Here is a 20551-nt window from a genome sequence, read left to right on the forward strand (position 1 = left end):
TTATTTTTTCTCAATAAAATTTAGCAGCTTGCTGGCAATCGCTGTGTTGTCCTGGAAGCCGGCAAATTGCTGTGCGTCTTTGCCATAGGCCAGCACCGGCACGTCGATGGCGGTATGGGCGCCGCTGGTCCAGCCGGTGTTAGAGTATTTATCAATGAGCTTTTTCGCTTGCTTCGCTAAAGGCTCGAGTAAATCTGCTTCAGCTTCCAGCACATCCACTTCTTTGCTCCAGTCTTTGTTTGCATAAACCGGCGCCAATTGGTTGATTTGCTGGCTCAGCGCCTGCCATTCGATATCAGTTAACTTTAAACCGGTTTGCGCCAGCCAGACTTGTTGTTGCTCGGCCGTTTTGGCTTTGACCAGTGATTTGGCCAGTACCGGGCCCGTTTGTTTCACTGCTTTAATTACATCCCGGTTCCAGGCGTAAATGCCGTTAGCGCCGAGTGACAGCCCGCCGGTTTCGTGGTCGGCGGTGATCACTAACAAGGTATCCGGATTGGCGTCAACAAAGGCTTTGGCTGCTTTGATGGCATTGCCAAAATCATGCATTTCTGCCATCGCACAGGCGACATCGTTGGCATGACCGCACCAGTCAATCTGACTGCCTTCGATCATCACGACAAAGCCTTTTTCTGAACTGCTGAGCAACTTCAGCGCTTTTTCCGTCATCTGTACCAGCGGCTGTTGCACCGGATTGTCCAGTGTACTTGGGAAACCTACCGGGGCTAATAAAGCCAGCGCAGGCAAGGCTTTGATGTTGTTAAAGTCCTGCCAGCTGTTGGCATATTGATAACCGGCCTGTTTGAACTGTTTGGCCAGGTTGCGATCTTTACGCTCAAAATAGCTGGCCCCGCCACCAAACATTAAATCTGCGACAAATTTGCCATCGACTTTATTGTCAAAATAATCGTTGGCAATTTCGTCATAGGCTTTGCGGGTTTTGTTGTGGGCAATAAATGCTGCCGGCGTGGCGTGGTTGATTTGCGCCGTGGCGACAACGCCGGTTAATTTGCCTTGGTGTTTGGCAATTTCCAGCATAGTGGTGAGTTTGTTGTGGTCGTGGTCGACGGAAATGGCGCCGTTGTAGCTCTTGTGACGGGTCGACAACGCGGTCGCGCCAGCGGCAGAATCGGTGACAATTGTATCGTCATCCGGATAAGTGGTGGCGACACCGACCCACAGCTCGTCAAAAATGGTTGCTTCCACTGCTTTGGTCGCCGGGTCATCCATGTAATAGCGATAGGCAGACAAATACGCCGGGCCCATGCCGTCGCCAATCATATAAATGATGTTTTTCGGAGCAGCCATTGCAGAAGCAGGCAACAGAGCGGCCAGCACCGCCAGTGAAGTTTTTGTCATATCAGTCCGCCAGAAGTTGGGAGATTCATATCAGCAATTGCTGAAGCTTCGCTATTGTAGGGGCGCAGCACAGGTTCAGACAACAACTGCGATTAGTGTGAGTCTGGCTGCGGCAGATGACAAATTCATGACCCGCAAGAACTTTATCGCTGCTCTTGCGTGCGGCAAGGCTCTGACATATTGTGCTATGACAAAAATATTTGCTGCAGTGCAACTTTGCAGGCGGACGCTGGGTCGAATCAAGGCCGGTTCCTGCAAATGGTCCAACAGTCAAGTGGCGCAATCGTTTGCAAAAGCGGCAATAGAGGTGCTCAGCGCGCACTGAGCAGTGGTAGCAGTGTACTGCAGCATATTGCAGTGTCTTCACAGGGTCTGACGTCGTATGAAACTAATCCCGATCCTTTTCAGTTCATTATTGGTGCTGGGGGGCTGTGCCAGTTACCCGGAACCCGTGCGGGTAGCCGATGAAACCACGCTGGTCAGTTTTCCGGCCACAGTCAAAGCAGGCCTGACCCAGGGCCCGGCACGCTGGAGCGGTGTGATTGCCAAAGTGCAAAATAATAGCCAGAACACCCGGCTTGAGATTGTTTATTTCCCCAGCGGTTCGCATGGCCGGCCGCAGACTGATAAAGATACCGAAGGCCGGTTTGTCGCTTATGCCAAAGGCTTTTTGGACCCGGTGGTGTATCAACCCGGCAAGCAAGTTACAGTCCTTGGTCAGCTTAGTCCTTTTGAAGCCGGTAAAGTTGACCAGTTTCAATATAGTTACCCGGTGATCCAGGCGTCAGCGGTGTATTTATGGCCAAAACAACAGGAAACTACCCGGGTAGAAGTTGAACCCTGGCCGTTGTGGCGTGGACCTTATCCGTATTGGGGTTATGGCCCCGGCATGCGGATCAGAACAACAATTCCAACAGGTGCAACTCCAACACAAGGCCCGGCAGATGTACAACAGCCCAGTTCGCAACAGCGTTAAATCAGTTTTATTTGTGTTGTGCTGCGCGGTTGCGCAGGCCCAAGCGGCAGTGCCGGCTGGCTTACAGCAGTGGATTGATGCGCCACAACGCAGTGCAGAGAACAAAGCCCGGGATCAATACCGTCATCCGGCGGAAACTCTGGGTTTTTTTGGTCTGCAGCCAGAGATGAAAGTGTTGGAAATATGGCCGGCGCGTGGCTGGTATACCGAAATTCTGGCGCCGTATCTCAAAGAGCGCGGCGAACTGACCATTGCCAATTTCCGTCGTAACGATGGCACGCTGGAAGATGATAAGAAAATCTTCTGGGCCAAGCTTTCCGCGCGGCTTGACGCGGACATCCGCAAAAAACCGCAGCATTTTGGCACAGTGAAATCACTGGAGTTTGACCCGCCGGCGATGATGCAGCTGGGGCAGGTCAATTATTACGACATGGTGCTGAGTTTTCGCAATTCGCACGTCTGGAATGAAGCAGGTTATCTGCTCGATGTGTACCGTGCTTTGTTTGATGCATTAAAACCCGGCGGTACTTTGGGCTTGGTTGAACATCGTTCCAGCCGGCTGTCTGAGATCTCCAGCCGGGCTGGTGAGGGGTATCTCGATGAATATTATGTGATTTCGGTTGCGCAACAGGCTGGCTTCGTACTGGCCGAGCGGTCTGAAATCAACGCTAATCCGCTGGATACCAAAAACTACCCGAAAGGGGTTTATGCACTGCCACCGACGCTGGCGATGGGCGAACAAGACAAAGCGCGTTATCTGGCAATAGGCGAAAGCGACCGCATGACGCTGCGTTTTGTTAAACCTGTACCTGCAGCACAGTGACACAAATTGGCTTTGACCGCGCCTGTTGCTGTTGAATTTAAGCTGCCATCCGGCCTGACGTTGGCTGGATGGCGCGCTGCCCCTCAGTTGGAGTTACCTTCGCAACCGGTGTTGTGCCTACACGGCTGGCTTGACAATGCCAATTCGTTTTTGCCGCTTGCTAGCGCCTTGCCAGAACTGCCACTGTTAGCGCTGGATTTGGCCGGGCATGGCCACAGCAGCCACCGCAGTGCCGACGCCCATTATTATCTTTTTGATTATGTTGCAGATATTGCGACTTTATGTCGGCAGCAAGGCTGGCAGCAGCTCATTATCATCGGCCACTCTATGGGCGGCATGATTGCGACTGTATTGGCGGCGAGTTTTCCGGAGCTGGTCAGCAAGCTGGTGCTGGTTGATAGTTTAGGCCTGATGACCACAACGCCGGCCGAGACAGCGATACAGCTGCGCAAAGCCGTCATTTCCCGTCTGCAAAGTCATCAAAAGCAAAAGCCGCAATACGCCACGCAGGCTGAGGCTGCAACTGCGCGGCAGCAACAAAGTGATTTTGACCTTGCTACGGCCATGCTGCTGACTGAGCGTGGCTGTGAACCGACTGCGGCCGGCTTTAGCTGGCGTGCCGATGTGAAATTACGCGAAGTGTCGGCATTTCGTATGTCTGACGCACAGGCGCGGGCGGTGATCCGCAATCTGCAATGTCCGGTACTGGCATTGATGTCAGCGCAAAGCCCCAGCGAGATCCTCCATGCAACTCAGCAATTTCAGGTCGATTATCCGCAGCTTAAGCTGGTGCAGTGCCCGGGTGGTCATCATTTGCATATGACAGATGCTGTTTTTTGCGCCAATGAAATTCGTCGGTTTGTGTCAGCACAGCTGGTATAAATCGATATATTGACTGTGTAGATTGTCGACAATGCACGGACTGCGGGCGCATTGTATATCAGAAAAAATTGTGGGATGATTGAGGATTAGAGTAAAAACTCAGAAGTCGCTGCCGGATGTAAATATGCTGCTGTTTATTTGCATAACGCGGTGAACGTACCTATAAAAACAAATAGAAAAATGACGAGGAGACGAAGGTGGAGAAAGTCTGGTTAAAGCGTTACCCGCCTGGCGTACCGGCAGAAATCAATGCCGATCACTACAGTTCGTTAGTGGATATCTTTGAACAATCCATTGCCACTTATGCCGACCGTATTGCTTATATCAATATGGGCAAATCTATCACCTATCGGGAGCTGGACCAGCACAGTCAGGCTTTCGCTGCTTATCTGCAAAAACTGGGGCTGAAAAAAGGCGATGCGGTCGCCATTATGATGCCAAACCTGCTGCAATACCCGGTGGCGTTATTAGGGGTTTTGCGTGCCGGTTGTACCGTTGTCAACGTCAATCCACTTTATACACCGCGGGAATTGCAGCATCAGCTCAATGACTCGCAGGCCAAAGCCATTGTTATTGTAGAAAACTTTGCCCACACGCTGGCTGAAGTGCGCGCCAATGTGAAGCTTGACCACATTATTTTGACCAAAATGGGCGATATGCTGGGCCTGCTCAAAGGCAGCATCGTCAATTTTGTTGTTAAACACGTCAAAAAAATGATCCCAGCTTATCAGCTGCCCGGCGCTATCCATTACAAGCAACTGATGGCGGACGCACAGGGGCTGGCATATCACAAACCTGAAGTAGTAGGTGAAGACCTGGCGTTTCTGCAATACACCGGCGGTACCACCGGCGTGTCCAAAGGCGCCATGCTGACCCATCGCAATATGGTGGCGAACCTGGAACAGGTGGCCGGTTGTATCGGGCCTATTTTAAATCCCGGCAAAGAGTTTATTGTCACCGCGCTGCCGCTGTATCACATCTTTGCGCTGACCGCGAACTGCCTGACATTTATGAAGTATGGCGGTACTAATCTGCTCATCACCAACCCACGTGACATGCCCAATTTTGTCAAAGAATTGGGTAAATATCCGTTCACGGCTATTACCGGCGTCAACACGTTATTTAACGGTTTGCTGAACTGTCCGGGTTTTGCTGAGCTTGATTTCAGCAAGCTTAAATTGTCATTAGGCGGTGGCATGGCGGTGCAAAAACCGGTGGCTGAGCGCTGGCAGAAAGTCACCAAAACTCGCTTGGTTGAAGGCTATGGTTTAACCGAATGCGCACCGCTGGTGACTGTCAGCCCCTTTGATTTGGATGGCTTTAACGGCAGTATCGGTTTGCCGGCCCCGTCTACTCACATCAAATTAATTGATGATAACGGGGCTGAAGTGGCGCCGGGCGAAGCCGGTGAAATGCTGGTGCAAGGGCCGCAGGTGATGCGTGGTTATCTGAACCGGCCCGATGAAACCGACAAAGTACTGAAAGACGGCTGGCTCTATACCGGTGACATCGCGCGGATGGACGAGCAGGGCTTCTTCTATATCGTCGACCGGAAAAAGGACATGATCCTGGTATCGGGCTTTAACGTCTATCCAAACGAAATCGAAGAAGTCGTGGCGATGAACGACAAAGTGCTGGAAGTGGCCGCTGTTGGCGTGCCCAACGAAGCCACCGGCGAAGCAGTGAAAATTTTTGTCGTGAAAAAAGACCAAAGTTTGACCGATCAGGAACTGATCGCTCACTGCAAAGAACGTTTAACAGGTTATAAAGTACCGAAGCTGGTAGAATTCCGCACAGAGTTGCCCAAAACCAACGTGGGTAAAATCTTGCGCCGGGAATTAAAAGGCTGATCATCAGCCGAAAAAGACCGCCGTCAGGCGGTTTTTTTTTGCAACAATGCATGCGTTTCTGTATTGATGACGTGCTGTCGATGATGCGCTGCTGTATAGAAGGATTAAACCATGAATTATCAAATGCTGACTGAGGATGCTGCGCTCGCGGCTTATTGCAGCAAAGCAGCGCAAGCCCCTTATCTGGCGCTTGATACTGAGTTTATCCGCACCAATACCTTATTGCCGAAACTCGGCCTTATCCAGCTCAACGACGGCAACAGTGTCGTGTTGGTTGACCCTTTATGCATCAAAGACTGGCAGCCACTGATTGTGTTGTTAGCCAATCCGGCGGTGCTGAAGCTGGTGCATTCCTGTACTGAAGATTTAGAAGCGCTGGCTTCGGTCGGCATTGAACAAATCACGCCGCTGTTGGATACACAGCTTGCAGCGGAAATCATCGGCTGGGGCGGCAGTATGGGTTATGCCCGGCTGGTTGAGCAGATGCTGGGCGTCGTGGTCGACAAAACCGAATCCCGCACTGACTGGCTGGCCCGGCCATTGGCTGAGACGCAGTTACAGTACGCTGCCAACGATGTGGTGTATTTACTGCAGCTCACGCCGGCCTTATTAGCCGCGTTACCCAGTGCGCGCGCCCGTGACATTCTGCTGGCAGAAGGCCGTTCGCTCATCGAACGGCGTCAACGCGAGATGCCGCCGACACTAAAATATCTGGAATTAAAAAACAGCTGGCAGTTTGGCCCGCGTGAGTTGGCGATACTTCGCACTTTCTGCGCCTGGCGCAGTCAGTATGCCGTTGAGAAAGATTTAGCCTTATCGCTGGTGATAAAAGACGCGGTGTTATACGAGCTGGCACGGCGTAAGCCACAAAGCATGGAAACATTAAGCCAGATTGAAGGTATGCAGGGCAGGGAATTGCGCCGCCACGGCCAGCTCTGGTTGCAGTTTATCCGCGAAGCCAAAGCGCTGGCGCCGGTTGAGCTGCCACAGACTTTTTATCATCTGGACATTTTCCCCGGCTACAAGCAAGTGCAGCAGCAACTCAGTGACGCGATAAAGGCCGCAGCGGTTGCTGCCGGTATCCCGGCGGAAATTTTGTCGGTGAAACGCCAGCTCAATGAATATCTGAACTGGTGCTGGCGCGTCACTGAAGAAGAGCGTCAACTATTGCCGCTGCCGGAATTTTTAGGTGGCTGGCGACGCGAGATTTTATTGCCTTATTTGCCGGTGCCGCCGCAAGTACAGGCACTGATTTAACATAGGTTGATCCGGCTAAAAAGCGCTGCGTATACGCGGCGTTTTTTATTTTGGTTCAGCGCATTTTTTCGACTAAACCCTTCATTTAATTGCATTCATTTTATTGATCTCTGGATGTTTGTCGCTGCGTATGCAGTCTGGTTTTCACAATAGAGGATCAGAACATGCAATGGAAAAACTCTTTAACCGTCTTAGCTTTAGGCGCGGTACTGGGGCTCAGTGGTTGTGGCAGTAGCGACAACGACGATGCTGCACCGGTTGTTGCTACGCCAACAGTCAGCCTGAAACTGGTGCATGCCGCGGTCGATGCGCCAGCGGTCAATGCCACATCCGGCGATGCTTTTAATGTCAGTAATGTTGCTTTTGGCAAAGCCAGCAGTGCAGTCAAAGTACCGGCGACAGGTCTCGGCCTTGCCGTCAGCGCGATTCTACCGGATAACAGCACCACGCCGGTTTTGACGCCTTCGTTAACTTTTATGGCCGGTCAGACTTATAGTGCTTATGCGGTTGGCAAAGTCGCCGATGGTAGCCTCAGTGCTTTGCTAGTCAATGCGCCGGACAGCGCACCGACCGCCGGCAACGCCTTATTGCAAGTCGTGCATGCTGCTGCTGGTGCGCCGACTGTGGATGTGCATCTGACCGCGCCAACCGCCGCACTGAGCAGCAGTACAGTGACCGCTACTTTGCCGTTTAAGCAGTTCACCGGTGCAGTATCTGTGCCCGCCGGGGACTATCGCATCCGGATCACACCAGCCGGTGCGCCGGCAACAGTCGTGTTTGATTCCGGCACTGTGGCTATTCCGGCCGGCGCCAATTTGCAGGTGGCCGCTATTGATAACCGCTTCGCTGGCTCTTCACCAGTATCGTTATTAACGGTCGACCCAACCGGTGCTACCGGCGATATCAAAGACATCAACAGCACTTCTGCAGTCAGAGTGGTGCATGCAGTAGCGGATGCTCCCGCCGTGGATGTGCTGCTGAACAACAACAAAGCCATCACAGCGCTGAAGTTTCCTGATTTCACCGGCTATGCGCAGCTGACACCAGGCAACTATAACGTCAAAGTTGCTGCCAATGCTGACAACTCTGTCGTGGTTATTAACGCGGATTTGAATTTAGCAGCTGGTAATTTTGCAACCGTGTTGGCGACCGGTTCTTTAGCTGCAAACAGCATCAAGCCCTGGGTGTTGGCTGACACGCCGCGCCGCGTCGCCACATCGGCACAAGTGCGGATAGCGCATGCCTCGACTGTTGCCGGTAAGGTCGACATTTATGTCACTGCCAGCCGTGACATCAGCAACAGTACGCCAGCCTTTAAAGACGTGCCTTTTATGGCTGAGACTGGTTATGTCAATTTAAAACCGGGCAGCTATGTGGTCACCGTCACACCAACCGGCAGCAAAACCGCAGCGATTGGGCCGGTCCAGCTGGAACTGGCGGGCAATAAAATTTATACCGCTGTGGCGAGGGACGGTATTGCCGGCGCTGCACCTGGTCTGATTCTGCTGGATGATTTTAACCCTTAAGCAGCACTTGCCTGCAGAAAAAACAAAGGGCAGCCAAAGCTGCCCTTTTGTATGTTGCAAAACCGATTAACCGCGTTTGTCTTCCGGGAAAGTCACGTTTAATTCCAGCACCGACAGCTCATCCGAGCTTTTCTCCAAGGTCACTGAGACCTGATCATCCGCGATATCAACATATTTGCGGATCACTTCCAGAATGTCGCGCTCCAGCTGTGGTAAATAATCCGGGCTGGTGCGGCGGCGACGTTCGTGCGCCACGATGATCTGCAGCCGCTCTTTCGCGGTTGACGCTGTGTTTTTCTTTGAGGAACGGAAATAATCGAGTAACGACATGATTAACCTCCGAAGATCCGTTTCAGCAGACCTTTTTTCTCCACGTTCAGGAAGCGGAACGCAACGTCCTCACCTAACAAACGGGACACTGTGTCGAGGTATGCCTGACCGGCGTCACTGTCAGCATCGAGGATCACCGGCTGACCCGAGTTCGATGCGTTCAGCACGGCCTGAGATTCCGGGATCACGCCTAATAATTTAATCGCCAGAATGTCATTGACGTCATCGACGCTTAGCATCTCACCTTTTTGCACGCGCTCCGGGTTGTAACGCGTCAACAATAAATGTTCTTTGATACCCGGCAGGCCTTGTTCGGCACGGCGGGATTTGCTGGATAACATGCCCAGAATACGGTCTGAATCGCGCACTGAAGACACTTCAGGGTTAGTCACCACAATAGCTTCATCGGCGAAATACAGCGCCATCATGGCACCGGATTCAATACCGGCTGGTGAATCACAGATAATAAAATCGAATTCGTCAGACAGTTCATTCAGCACGCGCTCGACGCCTTCTTTATGCAGCGCGTCTTTATCACGGGTTTGTGAGGCCGGCAGAATAAACAGATTTTCTAAACGTTTGTCTTTAATCAGCGCCTGTTTCAGGTTGGCTTCACCGTTGATCACGTTGACGAAATCGAAAACAACGCGACGTTCACAGCCCATAATCAGGTCCAGATTACGCAAGCCGATATCAAAATCGACGATGACGGTTTTGTGACCTTTCAGAGCCAGGCCAGTACCAATCGCCGCGCTGGTTGTGGTTTTACCGACACCACCTTTACCTGATGTCACCACTATAATTTTTGCCATAGCACAAAGTCCTTAGAATAAATCTGCCAACATTAACTGTCCGTCCTGCAAGCCAATACAGACTGGTTTGCCCCAGTAGTCGCCTTGCAGGGTATCGCTTAACCAATAGTTACCGGCAATCGAGATTAACTCGGGTTGCATATTGTAACAATAAATCTTTTTCGAGGCGTCGCCGCCGGCGCCGGCAATCGCTTTGCCACGCAGCGCACCGTAAATATGAATATTGCCATCGGCGATGACTTCCGCGCCTGCACCGACAGTACCGCGGATGATTAAATCGGCGCCTTTGACATAAATCTGCTGACCGGATCGGATATTGCCGTCGATGGTTTTGTTGTCTGCACTGATCACCGTCGGTGCGGCCGGTGCTGTTGGGGCCGCAGGCGCTGCCGGTTTGGCCGGCTCTGTTGTTTTACCGGCCTTCGGTGGCTGCAGTGCGGCAAGACCAGCCGCATGCGCAGCTTTTTTTATTGTGGCGTCGGCGCCACAAACACCGACGAGTACCAGCTGTAATTCGATGAACAACTGCTTGATGGCGGCGAAGTCAGGCGTTTGCGTGCAATTTTCGACGCTTATGACCACCGGAGCCTGAGTAAAAAAGCCGGGCGCCTGTGCCAGTTTATTGCTGAGTTCCTGTCGCAGCGTGGCGACAGAAAAATCCTGACAATACAACACAGATAAAGGAAACAAACTGCCTTTGAGTTCGATGCTTGGTTCAGACATAACAGCCATGTGCAAAAAAGTTGAAAAAGGGTGGTCCGCGCCAATTTCGTCAAACGCCGGAGCGACGTTTTTCCGGTTTTACCCGCCGGGCATCGGTTCGCAGATTTAGCGCTTCATGGTATAGTCTGCGCCTTTGTTAGGCAAGTTACCCGGAACAGAATTTCTGCCATGCTGAGCGCAATTTATAAGAGCCCGAAAAAACCTGAAACTTACCTGTATGTGCTGCGCCGGGACGATTTCAGTCAGGTGCCGCCGGCTTTATTGGCGACTTTTGGTACCCCGCAGCTGGTGACCGTGCTGGATTTGACCAGTCGCGCCACATTGGCCGGTGCCGACCTTGTCAAAGTGCGGCAAATGCTGACTGACCACGGTTATTACCTGCAGTTGCCACCGCCGCCGGAAGACTTGTTAAAGGAACATAAGAACTGGCTGGACAGTCAGAACCGCCAGTGACGTTGTTTTCAAAAAGGATGAGTTGTTGAACAGAATGATTCTTGTAACGCTGTTGGCCGGCACGGTCACCGCCTGTAGTCATGCCGGTACCAGCGACAGCGCCGCCGCACATAAAGCGGCCGTTGCAAATAAACCCGCAGCCAATCAGCCTGCTGTCAATAGAACAGGCGTAGCGAAAGGCGACAGCGCGAAAACTACCGCAGCAGCCCAACCTGATACCAGCGAAAAAAACGCCGCCGGTTTTCAGTTGTATGTCAAAGGTCTGCGTCAGCAAGCGGAAGCAGCTGGTTATCCAAAAGCTTTGTTGGATGAAGTATTTCCGACGCTGAAATTTCACCACACTGTGGTCAAGGCCGACAAAGGTCAGCCCGAATTTGTCGAAACTTTAGATACTTATTTACCCAAGCGCGTCAATGCCCAACGCATCAAAATGGCGCGCGAGGCTTATCAGAAGTATCAGGCGGAACTGGCGCCCATCAGTGCGCAATATGGCGTGCCGGCACGGTTTATCGTGGCGCTGTGGGGCCTGGAAAGTGCCTTTGGCCGTATCACCGGCAATTATTCAGTGCCATCGGCGTTGGCGACTATGGCCTATGAAGGCCGGCGTGAAGAGATGTTTCGCCGCGAGTTTTTCCTGGCGCTGGATATTCTGCGTGAAGGCCATGTCAAATTTGCCAATATGAAAGGCTCCTGGGCCGGCGCTATGGGCCATACCCAGTTTATGCCAAGCGCTTTTATCAAATACGCGCAGGATGGCGACGGTGATGGTCACAAAGATATCTGGACTAACAGACGCGATGCTTTTGCGTCTATTGCCAGTTATCTGAAAACTGAAGGCTGGCATAACGGCCAGAGCTGGGGTCGGCAGGTGCGTTTACCGAAGAATTTTGATTACAGCCGGGTTATTCCCAAAGGCAGTAAAGACCGCGCGCAGTGGTTAGACTGGTGGCGGGAGCGCGAGTTACCGCTCAGCCAATGGCAAAAACTCGGTGTGCGTTTGGCTGATGGTTCGCCGCTGCCAAAGTCGGCGCTCAAAGCCGCAGTGGTGATGCCGGATGACAAAGACGGCCGGGCTTATCTGGCCTACCCGAATTATCAGGTGCTGATGCACTGGAACAGATCCTATTATTTCGTCAGCAGTGTTGGTTATCTGGCCGACGAAATTGTCGCCACCCCCGCAGGTAAAAAAGCGGCTAAATCAACGCAAAAAACAGCGAAATGACGGAGCTCTGATGCAGTATCAACACCAGAACGTACTAGGGCAACCTATTGATTTACCTGTTGGTAAAGTGATTTGTATCGGGCAAAACTACCAGGACCATATCGCCGAGATGAACAGCAAAACCGCACCGGATGCGCTGTTTTTCTTAAAACCTGCCACAGCGCTGCGCCATTTCAGTGCGCCTTTGAGCATCCCGCAGGACCGCGGTTCAGTACACAACGAAACTGAAATTGCGGTGTTAATCAGTAAGCCATTAACGGCCGTAACGCCGGAACAAGTGTTGGATGCAGTCTGGGGTTATAGCCTGGCGCTGGATTTAACCTTGCGCGACGTGCAGGCAGAATTAAAAAAATTAGGTCGGCCCTGGGATATTGCCAAAGGCTTTGACGGCGCTTGCCCAGTTGCAGGTTTTGTCCCGGCAGCGCAAATTGCTGACGCACAGGCGCTGACCTTCAGCCTCGATGTCAACGGAGAACGGCGCCAGACTGGCGATGCGCGCTTGATGATCCGCGGTATCGCACAGATGATCAGTGAAATGTCTGATTGGTTCAGCCTGCAGCCGGGCGACATCGTATTGACTGGCACACCGGCCGGCGTCGGGCCTTTAATCGTCGGCGACCAGCTAAAGTTGACGTTAGATAATTATTTTTCGGTTCAGAGCCAGGTGAGTCAAAGCCCGGCGCTGGCCTTACGGAGCGGCGTATGAGCCTTGCAGAAAAATTCTGGGAAACCAAATCCCTGATGGAAATGAGCGACGCTGAATGGGAAGCGGTGTGTGACGGCTGTGCCAAATGTTGTCTGAATAAATTTATCGACGATGAAGATGAAGAGGCCGAAGGTCCGACTGACTTTATCCGCGAAGGCGAAACAGTGCATTTCACCAATATTGCTTGTCAGTATCTGAACAGCAATAAGTGCGAATGTGACTGCTACGAGTTGCGAACCGTGCTGGTGCCGGACTGCGTCAAACTGACCAAAGAGAACCTGAAAGACATTTTCTTTATGCCAACCAGCTGCAGTTACCGTCGTTTGCAGGAAGGACGTGGTTTACCGAGCTGGCATCCGTTGTTAAACGGCGGCAAAAAAAGCCTGATGCACAAAAAACAAATGTCGGTACGCAATAAAACCATTTCCGAGCGCGCGGTGCATATTAATGATTTTGAAGATCATATCGTGACCTGGCCGCTGAATGACCTGGACTAACCGGCAGAATCAAGGAGCTTAAACCAAGTGATGGACGCCAATCTGAATTGGATCACTGAAGTCAAAACACTGACTGAGCACTACAAACCGGAAATTGCCCAGCTGATTGTTTCCGGCATTGTATTACTGTTCTATGCAGTGCTGAGCCGCCGTATTGCGCCTTTTATCTACCGCACTATCGCGGCGACTATGCTGAAAGAGGAAATGAACCGCCGCGCTATGGTGGTATTCCATATCCTGCTGTTTTTATTGCTGGTGGTTGTGCTCAGTATTATCTGGGGCATCGACATCAAAGGCTTGTTGGTACTGGCTTCCTCCATGATTGCGGTGGTGGGTGTCGCCTTATTCGCCGCCTGGAGTTTACTCAGTAACATCACAGCGTTTTTTATTTTGCTCGGCCAGTCGACTTTTGCGCAGGGCCGTACCGTGAAAATCGTTGATGGCAGCAATGCCATTGAAGGCACTATTGAAGAAGTGAATTTGTTTTCGACCACGCTTCGCACCAAAGAAGGTGAGTGTGTGGTGTATCCGAACAACCTGATAGTGTCGCGGCCGGTGTTTGTTAAAGAGCAGCAGCACTGCAAAACCCAGCTGGTGAAATCTGCCGAGCGTTGGCATGCCAAACGCGAGCTGGCGCTGAAACAGCGGCAAAAGCTCAAGTCTGTCAATTAAGCAAAAAACCGCCGTTTGGCGGTTTTTTAATATCAGCAACGCAGCACTTGCGCTGTAACTTGCTGTCGGTTGACTTAGCTGCAGGCGCGGCGCAGCCGGTCGTTGACATCATCCCACTCCGGCGTTTGTGGCGGTTGTTCCAGATAAATCTGGCGGCCTGGCAGCGCGTCGGCTTCAAACAAAGCCCGGTACAGCAACCGGGCGTAGCCGGCTTTATCTTGCGGTAACTGGCGGCTCTGTGACAACTTTAAAGCCGCAAGTTCTTCGCTTTGATACAGACAAATCACTTCGTCAGCGTTTGGTTGTAGCGCAGCTAGCAATTCATCTTTTGGGAATATTTTCAGTGGTTTGCCTGGCTGGTAATGCGCTTTGACATTGCCCGGCACTGCAACGTTGTGTGATTTTGGCGTACTGACCGGCACGCCAAGCACAGCTTCCAGTTCGCCAGCGCTGATGGGGCCTGCGCGCAGCACTTGTGGGGTGTCCGAAGTCAAATCAACGATAGTGGATTCCAGGCCCACACTGCAGTCACCACCATCCAGCACAGCGGCGATGCGGCCGTTTAGGCCGGCCATCACCTGCATGGCGCTGGTTGGGCTTAATTTTTTATACGGGTTGGCTGAAGGTGCTGCGACCGCAAGGCCAGTCTGCTGCAGTAAGGATAACAACACCGGATGAGCCGGCATGCGGATGCCGATACTGTCTTTGCCGCCGGTGACGACCGGGCTTACCGCATCGGCTTTGTGTAATAACAGTGTCAGCGGGCCGGGCCAGAAGGCTTTGGCCAGTAAAACTGCCTGCGGTGGAATATCCCGCGCCCAGTCGCTGAGTCTGGCGATATCGCCGATATGCACAATCAGCGGATGATTGGCCGGGCGGCCTTTGGCGACAAAAATCTTTGCTACGGCATCCGGGTTACTGGCATCAGCGGCCAGGCCATAGACTGTCTCTGTTGGCACTGCGACCAGCTCACCGGCGCTGAGTAACTCGGCAGCCAATTTGGTGTCGGTCAAGGCAGATAACAGTTGGGTCATAATGGCGTCCTGAAAAAATGGCCGCGCATTATAGCGCAAATAGAAGCCGCTCAGAAAGCAGAGTGGCACAGACTTAGAACTTCAACTGCGACAGACAACAAAAAGCCCGCAAATGCGGGCTTTCGTCTTCATGGCGGCGGCTCAGCGCCCGGCGTAATGCGCCGTTTTGTAACGATCCACCCACATGGCTGTCGCACCACAGACTGCGATCGGCATCACCAGTAAGTTTAAAAATGGCACCATGCTACCAATCGCGACCGTCATGCCAAAGCTGTAACTGCCGGTTAAGTCACCACGCAGTTGCTGGCGCATGGTGTGAAACGGCACTTTGTGATTGTCATACGGATAGTCGCAGTACTGAATGGCCATCATCCAGCTGGTAAATAAAAACCACAGCAACTGACCAATCAGCGGTAAAAAGAAAAACGCCAGTAAAAACACCAGAGCGCGCGGCAGGCAATACAGAAACTTGGTCCATTCGCGGCCGAGCATCCGCGGCACATCTTTCATAAAGGCGGCAAAACCTTGTTCCGGCAACGCTTGTCCGGTCAGGTGCAATTCAACTTTTTCACTGAGCAGCGCATTAAAAGGCGCGGCGATAAAATTCGCTACCATGGTAAAAGCAAAGGCCAAAGAAAGTACGACGCTCAGCACCAGCACCGGCCACAGCAGATATTCGAGGAAACTGAGCCAGTCCGGCACCCAGCCCATCAGGTGATTGACCCAGCCTTGTACTTGCTGGATCAGGTAAAAAAACGCCCCAGCAAACAGGATGAGATTGATGCCTAGTGGGATCAGCACATAACGTCGCAGCCCTTTGGTACTGAGTAAACTGAGGCCCTGGAAAAAATAATGCATAAAGAGACTCCTGCTTGATGCCTGTTGGGCCAGAGCTTATTTGGCAATGGCTTGATCTGCAATAGTTTTGCCGTGACAGCTATACCTCATTTTGTTACAGTCTGTGAACCTTCAGAGCGGTTTTCACTCATCAGGCATGCGCCTTAAACAGATCAAACTTGCCGGTTTTAAGTCTTTTGTTGACCCGACCCTGGTGCCGTTTCCAACGGCGATGACCTGTGTGGTGGGGCCAAACGGCTGCGGTAAATCCAATGTGATCGACGCAGTGCGCTGGGTGCTGGGAGAAAGCAGCGCGAAAAACCTGCGCGGCGATGCGATGACCGACGTGATTTTTAATGGCTCTGCACAGCGCAAGCCGGTATCACAGGCCTCGGTCGAACTGGTGTTTGAAAACACCGAAGGCCGGGTGCAGGGCAGTCTGGCCGATCGCAGTGAAATTTCCGTCAAACGGCTGGTCACCCGCGATGCGCAATCTTTGTATTTCCTCAACGGCAGTAAATGCCGCCGCCGAGATATCACCGACATCTTTTTAGGCACAGGCTTGGGCCCGCGCAGTTACGCCATCATCGAACAGGGCATGATCTCCAAACTGATTGAATCCAGGCCGCAGGATTTAAGAGTGTTTATCGAAGAAGCGGCCGGCATCTCCAAATACAAAGAACGCCGGCGCGAAACCGAAACCCGCATCAGCCATACCCGCGACAATTTGGACCGCTTGAGTGACGTACGGGAAGAACTCGGCAAAAACCTCGATAAACTGCGCCGTCAGGCCGCCACTGCCGAGCGCTATAAAGAACTAAAAGCCACAGAGCGACGGTTAAAAGCTGAACTGACCACACTTCGCTGGTACTTTTTTAACGAGCAGCTGCAGCAGGCTGAACAGGCATTAGCTGCGCTTGAAACCGAATATCAACAGTTTATGGCAGAAGGTTCCGGCGCATTCCGCGTGCTGGAAACTCTGAAGCAGCAGCAACAAAGTCTGCGCGACAGCCTGGCGCAGAGCCAACAACAGTATTATCAGCTCGGCAGCCAAATCACCGCGCTGGAGCAGCAACAACTGCATCAACGCAGCCGTCGTCAGCAAATTCATGATGAAAAACGTCAGCTGCAAAATGACATCGAGCAGGGTCTGGATTTGCAGGCTGCTGAAGAATTGCAACTGGCGGAATTAGAAGGTGCGCTGCTCGAAGGGGCGCCGGCACTCGAATTGCTCGAGCAACAGCATGAGGAATTGCAGCAGGCGTATGAAGCGGCGCAGCAGCAGGGCCTTGACAGCCAACAAGCTTATCAGCAGATGCAACAGCAGCTGTTTGCACTGGCGCAGCGGCAACAACAGCTACGCCTATCGACCGAGCATTTGCAAGCGCAGATGGATAGGGCAGAGCAGCAGGACGAGCGCCTGCAACAGCAGCTGCAGGTGCTAACTCCGCAGCTGTTACAGGAAGATTTGTCGGTGCTGCAACAACAGCAGCAACAGTTGCAAAAAGAGGCTGAGGCTGCAACTTCTGCAGTTACGCAGCAAGAGCAACAACTAGTGAGTATCCAGACAGCCCTGCAGCAAGCGCAGCTGGCGCGCAAAACCGCTGAACTTGAACTCAGTGCACTGGCACAACAGACTGCAGCGCTGACGCAGCAACTGGCTAGGCTGCAGGCCGAACAACCCTTGCTACCGGCTTTGACTATCAATACCGGCTGGGATATTGCGGTTGCCGTGGCGTTGCAGGCGCTGAATTTTAGTGAGGCGACAGACAGTTTCCCGGCTACTGCACCTGAGCATCATTTGTTACAAAGCACTCTGAGACCAGCTGTCGCTGGCAGCGCCGAATTACCGGCCGGGACAGCGACTCTGGCTGACCAGGTGGTACCGGATCCACAAGGGCGTAAAACCATCCCGGCGCAGTTCTGGCAGATTTTTTGTGTCTCTAATTACGCCGAAGCTCTAAAACTTCAGCCCGAACTCAGTGCCGGTCAGTCATTGATAACCCCGCAGGGGCTTTGGCTTGGGCCAAACTGGCTGATAGTGCCGGATCAGCAAGCGCGGCAAAATCCGCTGCAGTTGCAGCAACAGCTCGATAGCCTTGCCAAAGCAGAGCAGCTGCTGCAGGACCAACAGCAACAGCGAACTGCTGACATCACTCAGCTTGAAGCAGAGCTTACCGGCGACACTTTAAGGCTCAGCGAATCCCGACAGGCGTCGTCTGAGATTCAGCAGCAGTTACAACAAAGCCTCAATCAACTGCAACAGACCCAATTTCGCCTCGAGCAACAACAGCAGCAACAGCGCGAGCTACTGGCACAGCGTCAGCAGTTGCAACACGACATCTCGCAGTGGCAGCAACAACAGGCGGAGCAACAGGCGCAGCTGGCACTATTGGAAGACGAAGTCGTCGCACAGCAGGACACGCAGCTGCAGCTGCAACAGCAGCAGGAACAGTTTCAGTTACAACTGCGTCAGCGCCGTGAGCAGGAACAGCAACTGAACCAGCAACTGAGCCAGCAGCGGCTGCAACAGGTCAGTCTGGAACGGCAGTTAGAAGCAGTTCGGCTGCATCTGGCCCGCAGCAGTGCGCAACAGCAAAAACTGCGCGAACGCCTGAGCGTGCTGACCGACCAGCTGGAACTACTCGATGAACCCGACATCAGCGCCCAGGAAGAACTGCAGGCGCTGATTTTAAGTCGCGACGAGGCTGCTGCGGCAAAATTGCAGCTCGAACAGCAGCTGCAGCATATCGACGAACAAATCCGCCAGACTGAACAAGGCCAGCATGGCGCGCAGCAACAGCTGGCAGCGCGGCAAAAGCAGATGGAGCACCTGCGCCTTGACGCCGAAGGGTTTCGGGTTCGCGCCAATAACATGCTGGATTTATTGGCTGAGCAACAGGTGGCATTAAAAGATTTGCTGCCAAGCCTGCCCGTCGATGCGCAGGAACAGGTCTGGCAAAATAATCTGGAGAAAACCACTGAAGCCTTAAGCCGGCTGGGGCCTATCAACCTTGCGGCTATTGATGAATTCAATCAGCAGGATGAACGGAAAAAATATCTGGATTTACAACATGATGATTTAACTGCAGCTTTGGAAACACTGGAAACCGCGATCAAAAAGATCGACCGCGAAACCCGGCAGAAATTTAAAGCCACTTTTGATACGGTGAATGAAGGCTTGCAGACCTTATTCCCGAAAGTGTTTGGTGGCGGTAGCGCTTATCTGGACCTGACGGACGATGATTTGTTAGAGACCGGTGTGACGATTATGGCGAGACCCCCTGGTAAAAAAAACAGTACTATTCATTTATTATCCGGTGGAGAAAAAGCGCTTACCGCTTTATCATTGGTGTTTTCTATTTTCCGGCTCAATCCGGCACCCTTTTGTATGCTGGATGAAGTCGATGCTCCGCTGGACGACGCCAATGTCGGGCGTTTCTGTAACTTAGTCCGGGAGATGTCAGAAAGCGTGCAGTTTATTTATATCAGTCACAACAAAATTGCGATGGAGATGGCCGCTCAGTTGATGGGGGTGACGATGCAGGAACCCGGCGTGTCACGAGTGGTTGCAGTAGATGTGGAAGATGCCGTCAAAATGGCACAAGCCTGATAACTAAAAGGTTCAAAAAACAATGGCTGAAGAATTTCGTTATGCGTTGATAGTCTTAGGTGTTCTGGCAATGGCTGGTCTGGCATTGCATGGCTGGTGGTCGGCGCGCAAGGCGTCGCAACAGGCGCAGAGCCGCTATATGCCGGAAGACAAAACCTCAGGTGAACCTACAGAAGGTTTTGATGAATTCGGTGTTGGCAGGAAACGCAAGCTGGCACCGGGTGAAAAACCACAGCCGAAACCCACGCCATCGGTAGCGCCACGCAGCGACCGTCTGCGCGAGCCGGCGAAAAAATTCCGTGAAGAGCGCGAAAAAGTGCAGCCGGTGCATGAAGAGCCATCTTTATCATTCAGCGCATCTGACGATGCTGAGCCGGTCACTGAAACCGCAGCAGCGGATGACGGCCCAAGCGAAGTGCTGATCCTGTACGTGCTGGTACCGGAAGGGCAGGACATCAACGGCGCTATGTTGCTACCAAGCCTTCTGACGCTTGGTTTTAAATACGGCGAAATGAACATTTTCCACCGTCATCTGGATAACGCCGGCTCTGGCGGAGTACTGTTCAGCCTGGCCAATATGTTTAATCCGGGCACTTTTGATTTAGAAGAAATGGACAGATTGCAGACTCGTGGTCTGAGCCTGTTTATGACATTGCCAGGGCCTGGTGAAGCACTGCAGAACTTTAATCTGATGCACAGCGCCGCCCGTAAACTAGCCGACGAATTTGGTGGTCAGGTGCTGGATAACACCCGCAGTGTGCTGACCGTGCAAACGACCCGGCACTATGTGGAGAAAATCCGCGAATTCCAGCGTCAGCAACTGATCCGCGGCTGATAGCTCCGCTTATAAACATCGTGAAAACCGGCCATGTGCCGGTTTTTTTATATCCTGAAAAGGATGACACGGCGAAAATCTCGGAGCGAATTTTCGCCGGTTCACATGATGCTGTTTTTTCGTTGAGGTGTGTTCGGTTCTACT

At 52.5% G+C, this 20551-nt stretch carries 19 protein-coding genes; 13 read left to right on the forward strand and 6 right to left on the reverse strand.

The annotated features are described in order from the left end of the window. Entirely contained in the window at positions 1 to 1359 is a 1359-nt protein-coding gene (locus Q399_RS0120465; protein ID WP_031571893.1) for an alkaline phosphatase, read from the reverse strand. A gap of 382 nt (positions 1360 to 1741) precedes the next feature. Here Q399_RS0120465 and Q399_RS0120475 point away from each other — a divergent pair, with 382 nt between their 5' ends. The 6 genes from Q399_RS0120475 (at position 1742) to Q399_RS0120500 (ending at position 8673) form a co-directional block, all read left to right on the forward strand. Beyond that, positions 1742 to 2335 carry a Slp family lipoprotein gene (locus tag Q399_RS0120475; RefSeq protein ID WP_051686212.1) on the forward strand — a complete coding sequence of 198 codons (594 nt, stop codon included), beginning with the start codon at positions 1742 to 1744 and terminating at the stop codon, positions 2333 to 2335. Next, the gene (locus tag Q399_RS0120480; protein ID WP_037046804.1) at positions 2304 to 3158 is read left to right on the forward strand and encodes a class I SAM-dependent methyltransferase; all 855 of its coding nucleotides are present in this window, start codon (positions 2304 to 2306) and stop codon (positions 3156 to 3158) included. The genes Q399_RS0120475 and Q399_RS0120480 overlap by 32 nt, the downstream gene beginning before the upstream one ends. Before the next feature lie 6 nt (positions 3159 to 3164). Then, on the forward strand, positions 3165 to 4040 hold the full coding sequence (locus Q399_RS0120485; protein WP_051686213.1) for an alpha/beta hydrolase: 876 nt from the start codon (positions 3165 to 3167) through the stop codon (positions 4038 to 4040). Positions 4041 to 4237: 197 nt separating this feature from the next. Beyond that, on the forward strand, positions 4238 to 5890 hold the full coding sequence (gene fadD / locus Q399_RS0120490; RefSeq protein ID WP_031571902.1) for a long-chain-fatty-acid--CoA ligase FadD: 1653 nt from the start codon (positions 4238 to 4240) through the stop codon (positions 5888 to 5890). Positions 5891 to 6001: 111 nt separating this feature from the next. Next, entirely contained in the window at positions 6002 to 7147 is a 1146-nt protein-coding gene (gene rnd / locus Q399_RS0120495; RefSeq protein ID WP_031571905.1) for a ribonuclease D, read from the forward strand. A 164-nt stretch (positions 7148 to 7311) separates the two neighbouring features. Further along, positions 7312 to 8673, forward strand: a complete 1362-nt coding sequence (locus Q399_RS0120500; protein ID WP_031571907.1) for a DUF4397 domain-containing protein — start codon at positions 7312 to 7314, stop codon at positions 8671 to 8673. A 66-nt stretch (positions 8674 to 8739) separates the two neighbouring features. Here Q399_RS0120500 and minE read toward each other — a convergent pair whose 3' ends face one another. The 3 genes from minE to minC are packed head-to-tail and all read right to left on the reverse strand — an operon-like array spanning position 8740 to position 10538. After that, positions 8740 to 9003, reverse strand: a complete 264-nt coding sequence (gene minE, locus Q399_RS0120505; RefSeq protein ID WP_031571909.1) for a cell division topological specificity factor MinE — start codon at positions 9001 to 9003, stop codon at positions 8740 to 8742. A 2-nt stretch (positions 9004 to 9005) separates the two neighbouring features. Further along, positions 9006 to 9815, reverse strand: coding sequence for a septum site-determining protein MinD (minD, locus tag Q399_RS0120510; RefSeq protein ID WP_031571911.1), 810 nt, complete (start codon positions 9813 to 9815; stop codon positions 9006 to 9008). A 12-nt stretch (positions 9816 to 9827) separates the two neighbouring features. Further along, positions 9828 to 10538 carry a septum site-determining protein MinC gene (gene minC / locus Q399_RS0120515; protein WP_031571912.1) on the reverse strand — a complete coding sequence of 237 codons (711 nt, stop codon included), beginning with the start codon at positions 10536 to 10538 and terminating at the stop codon, positions 9828 to 9830. Between the two features lie 168 nt (positions 10539 to 10706). Between minC and Q399_RS0120520 the strand changes: the two genes are divergently transcribed. Genes Q399_RS0120520 through Q399_RS0120540 form a run of 5 tightly spaced genes read left to right on the forward strand, consistent with a single transcriptional unit; the run spans position 10707 to position 14088 of the window. After that, a complete protein-coding gene (locus Q399_RS0120520) occupies positions 10707 to 10991 on the forward strand; it encodes a YcgL domain-containing protein (protein ID WP_031571914.1) in 285 nt (94 codons plus the stop codon). 34 nt (positions 10992 to 11025) lie between these two features. Next, complete coding sequence (locus Q399_RS0120525; RefSeq protein WP_084164570.1) at positions 11026 to 12213, forward strand: lytic murein transglycosylase; 1188 nt, start codon at positions 11026 to 11028, stop codon at positions 12211 to 12213. Positions 12214 to 12223: 10 nt separating this feature from the next. Beyond that, on the forward strand, positions 12224 to 12919 hold the full coding sequence (locus Q399_RS0120530) for a fumarylacetoacetate hydrolase family protein (RefSeq protein WP_051686214.1): 696 nt from the start codon (positions 12224 to 12226) through the stop codon (positions 12917 to 12919). Then, positions 12916 to 13416 carry a YcgN family cysteine cluster protein gene (locus tag Q399_RS0120535; protein ID WP_031571921.1) on the forward strand — a complete coding sequence of 167 codons (501 nt, stop codon included), beginning with the start codon at positions 12916 to 12918 and terminating at the stop codon, positions 13414 to 13416. The genes Q399_RS0120530 and Q399_RS0120535 overlap by 4 nt, the downstream gene beginning before the upstream one ends. Positions 13417 to 13446: 30 nt before the next feature. Continuing rightward, positions 13447 to 14088 carry a mechanosensitive ion channel domain-containing protein gene (locus tag Q399_RS0120540; protein ID WP_037046806.1) on the forward strand — a complete coding sequence of 214 codons (642 nt, stop codon included), beginning with the start codon at positions 13447 to 13449 and terminating at the stop codon, positions 14086 to 14088. 74 nt (positions 14089 to 14162) lie between these two features. Here Q399_RS0120540 and Q399_RS0120545 read toward each other — a convergent pair whose 3' ends face one another. Both Q399_RS0120545 and cysZ read right to left on the reverse strand, forming a co-directional pair. After that, positions 14163 to 15122 carry an L-threonylcarbamoyladenylate synthase gene (locus Q399_RS0120545; protein ID WP_031571925.1) on the reverse strand — a complete coding sequence of 320 codons (960 nt, stop codon included), beginning with the start codon at positions 15120 to 15122 and terminating at the stop codon, positions 14163 to 14165. 141 nt (positions 15123 to 15263) lie between these two features. Then, a complete protein-coding gene (gene cysZ / locus Q399_RS0120550) occupies positions 15264 to 15980 on the reverse strand; it encodes a sulfate transporter CysZ (RefSeq protein ID WP_031571927.1) in 717 nt (238 codons plus the stop codon). A 136-nt stretch (positions 15981 to 16116) separates the two neighbouring features. Here cysZ and smc point away from each other — a divergent pair, with 136 nt between their 5' ends. Together smc and zipA are read left to right on the forward strand one after the other, a co-directional pair. Beyond that, complete coding sequence (smc, locus tag Q399_RS0120555) at positions 16117 to 19572, forward strand: chromosome segregation protein SMC (protein WP_031571929.1); 3456 nt, start codon at positions 16117 to 16119, stop codon at positions 19570 to 19572. Between the two features lie 22 nt (positions 19573 to 19594). Continuing rightward, positions 19595 to 20407 (forward strand): cell division protein ZipA, encoded by an 813-nt coding sequence (gene zipA, locus Q399_RS0120560; protein ID WP_031571931.1) that lies wholly within the window; start codon positions 19595 to 19597, stop codon positions 20405 to 20407. The last annotated feature ends 144 nt before the right edge of the window (positions 20408 to 20551 follow it).

The sequence above is a fragment of the Rheinheimera texasensis DSM 17496 genome (genome assembly GCF_000711985.1).
GTDB classification, from domain to species: domain Bacteria; phylum Pseudomonadota; class Gammaproteobacteria; order Enterobacterales; family Alteromonadaceae; genus Pararheinheimera; species Pararheinheimera texasensis.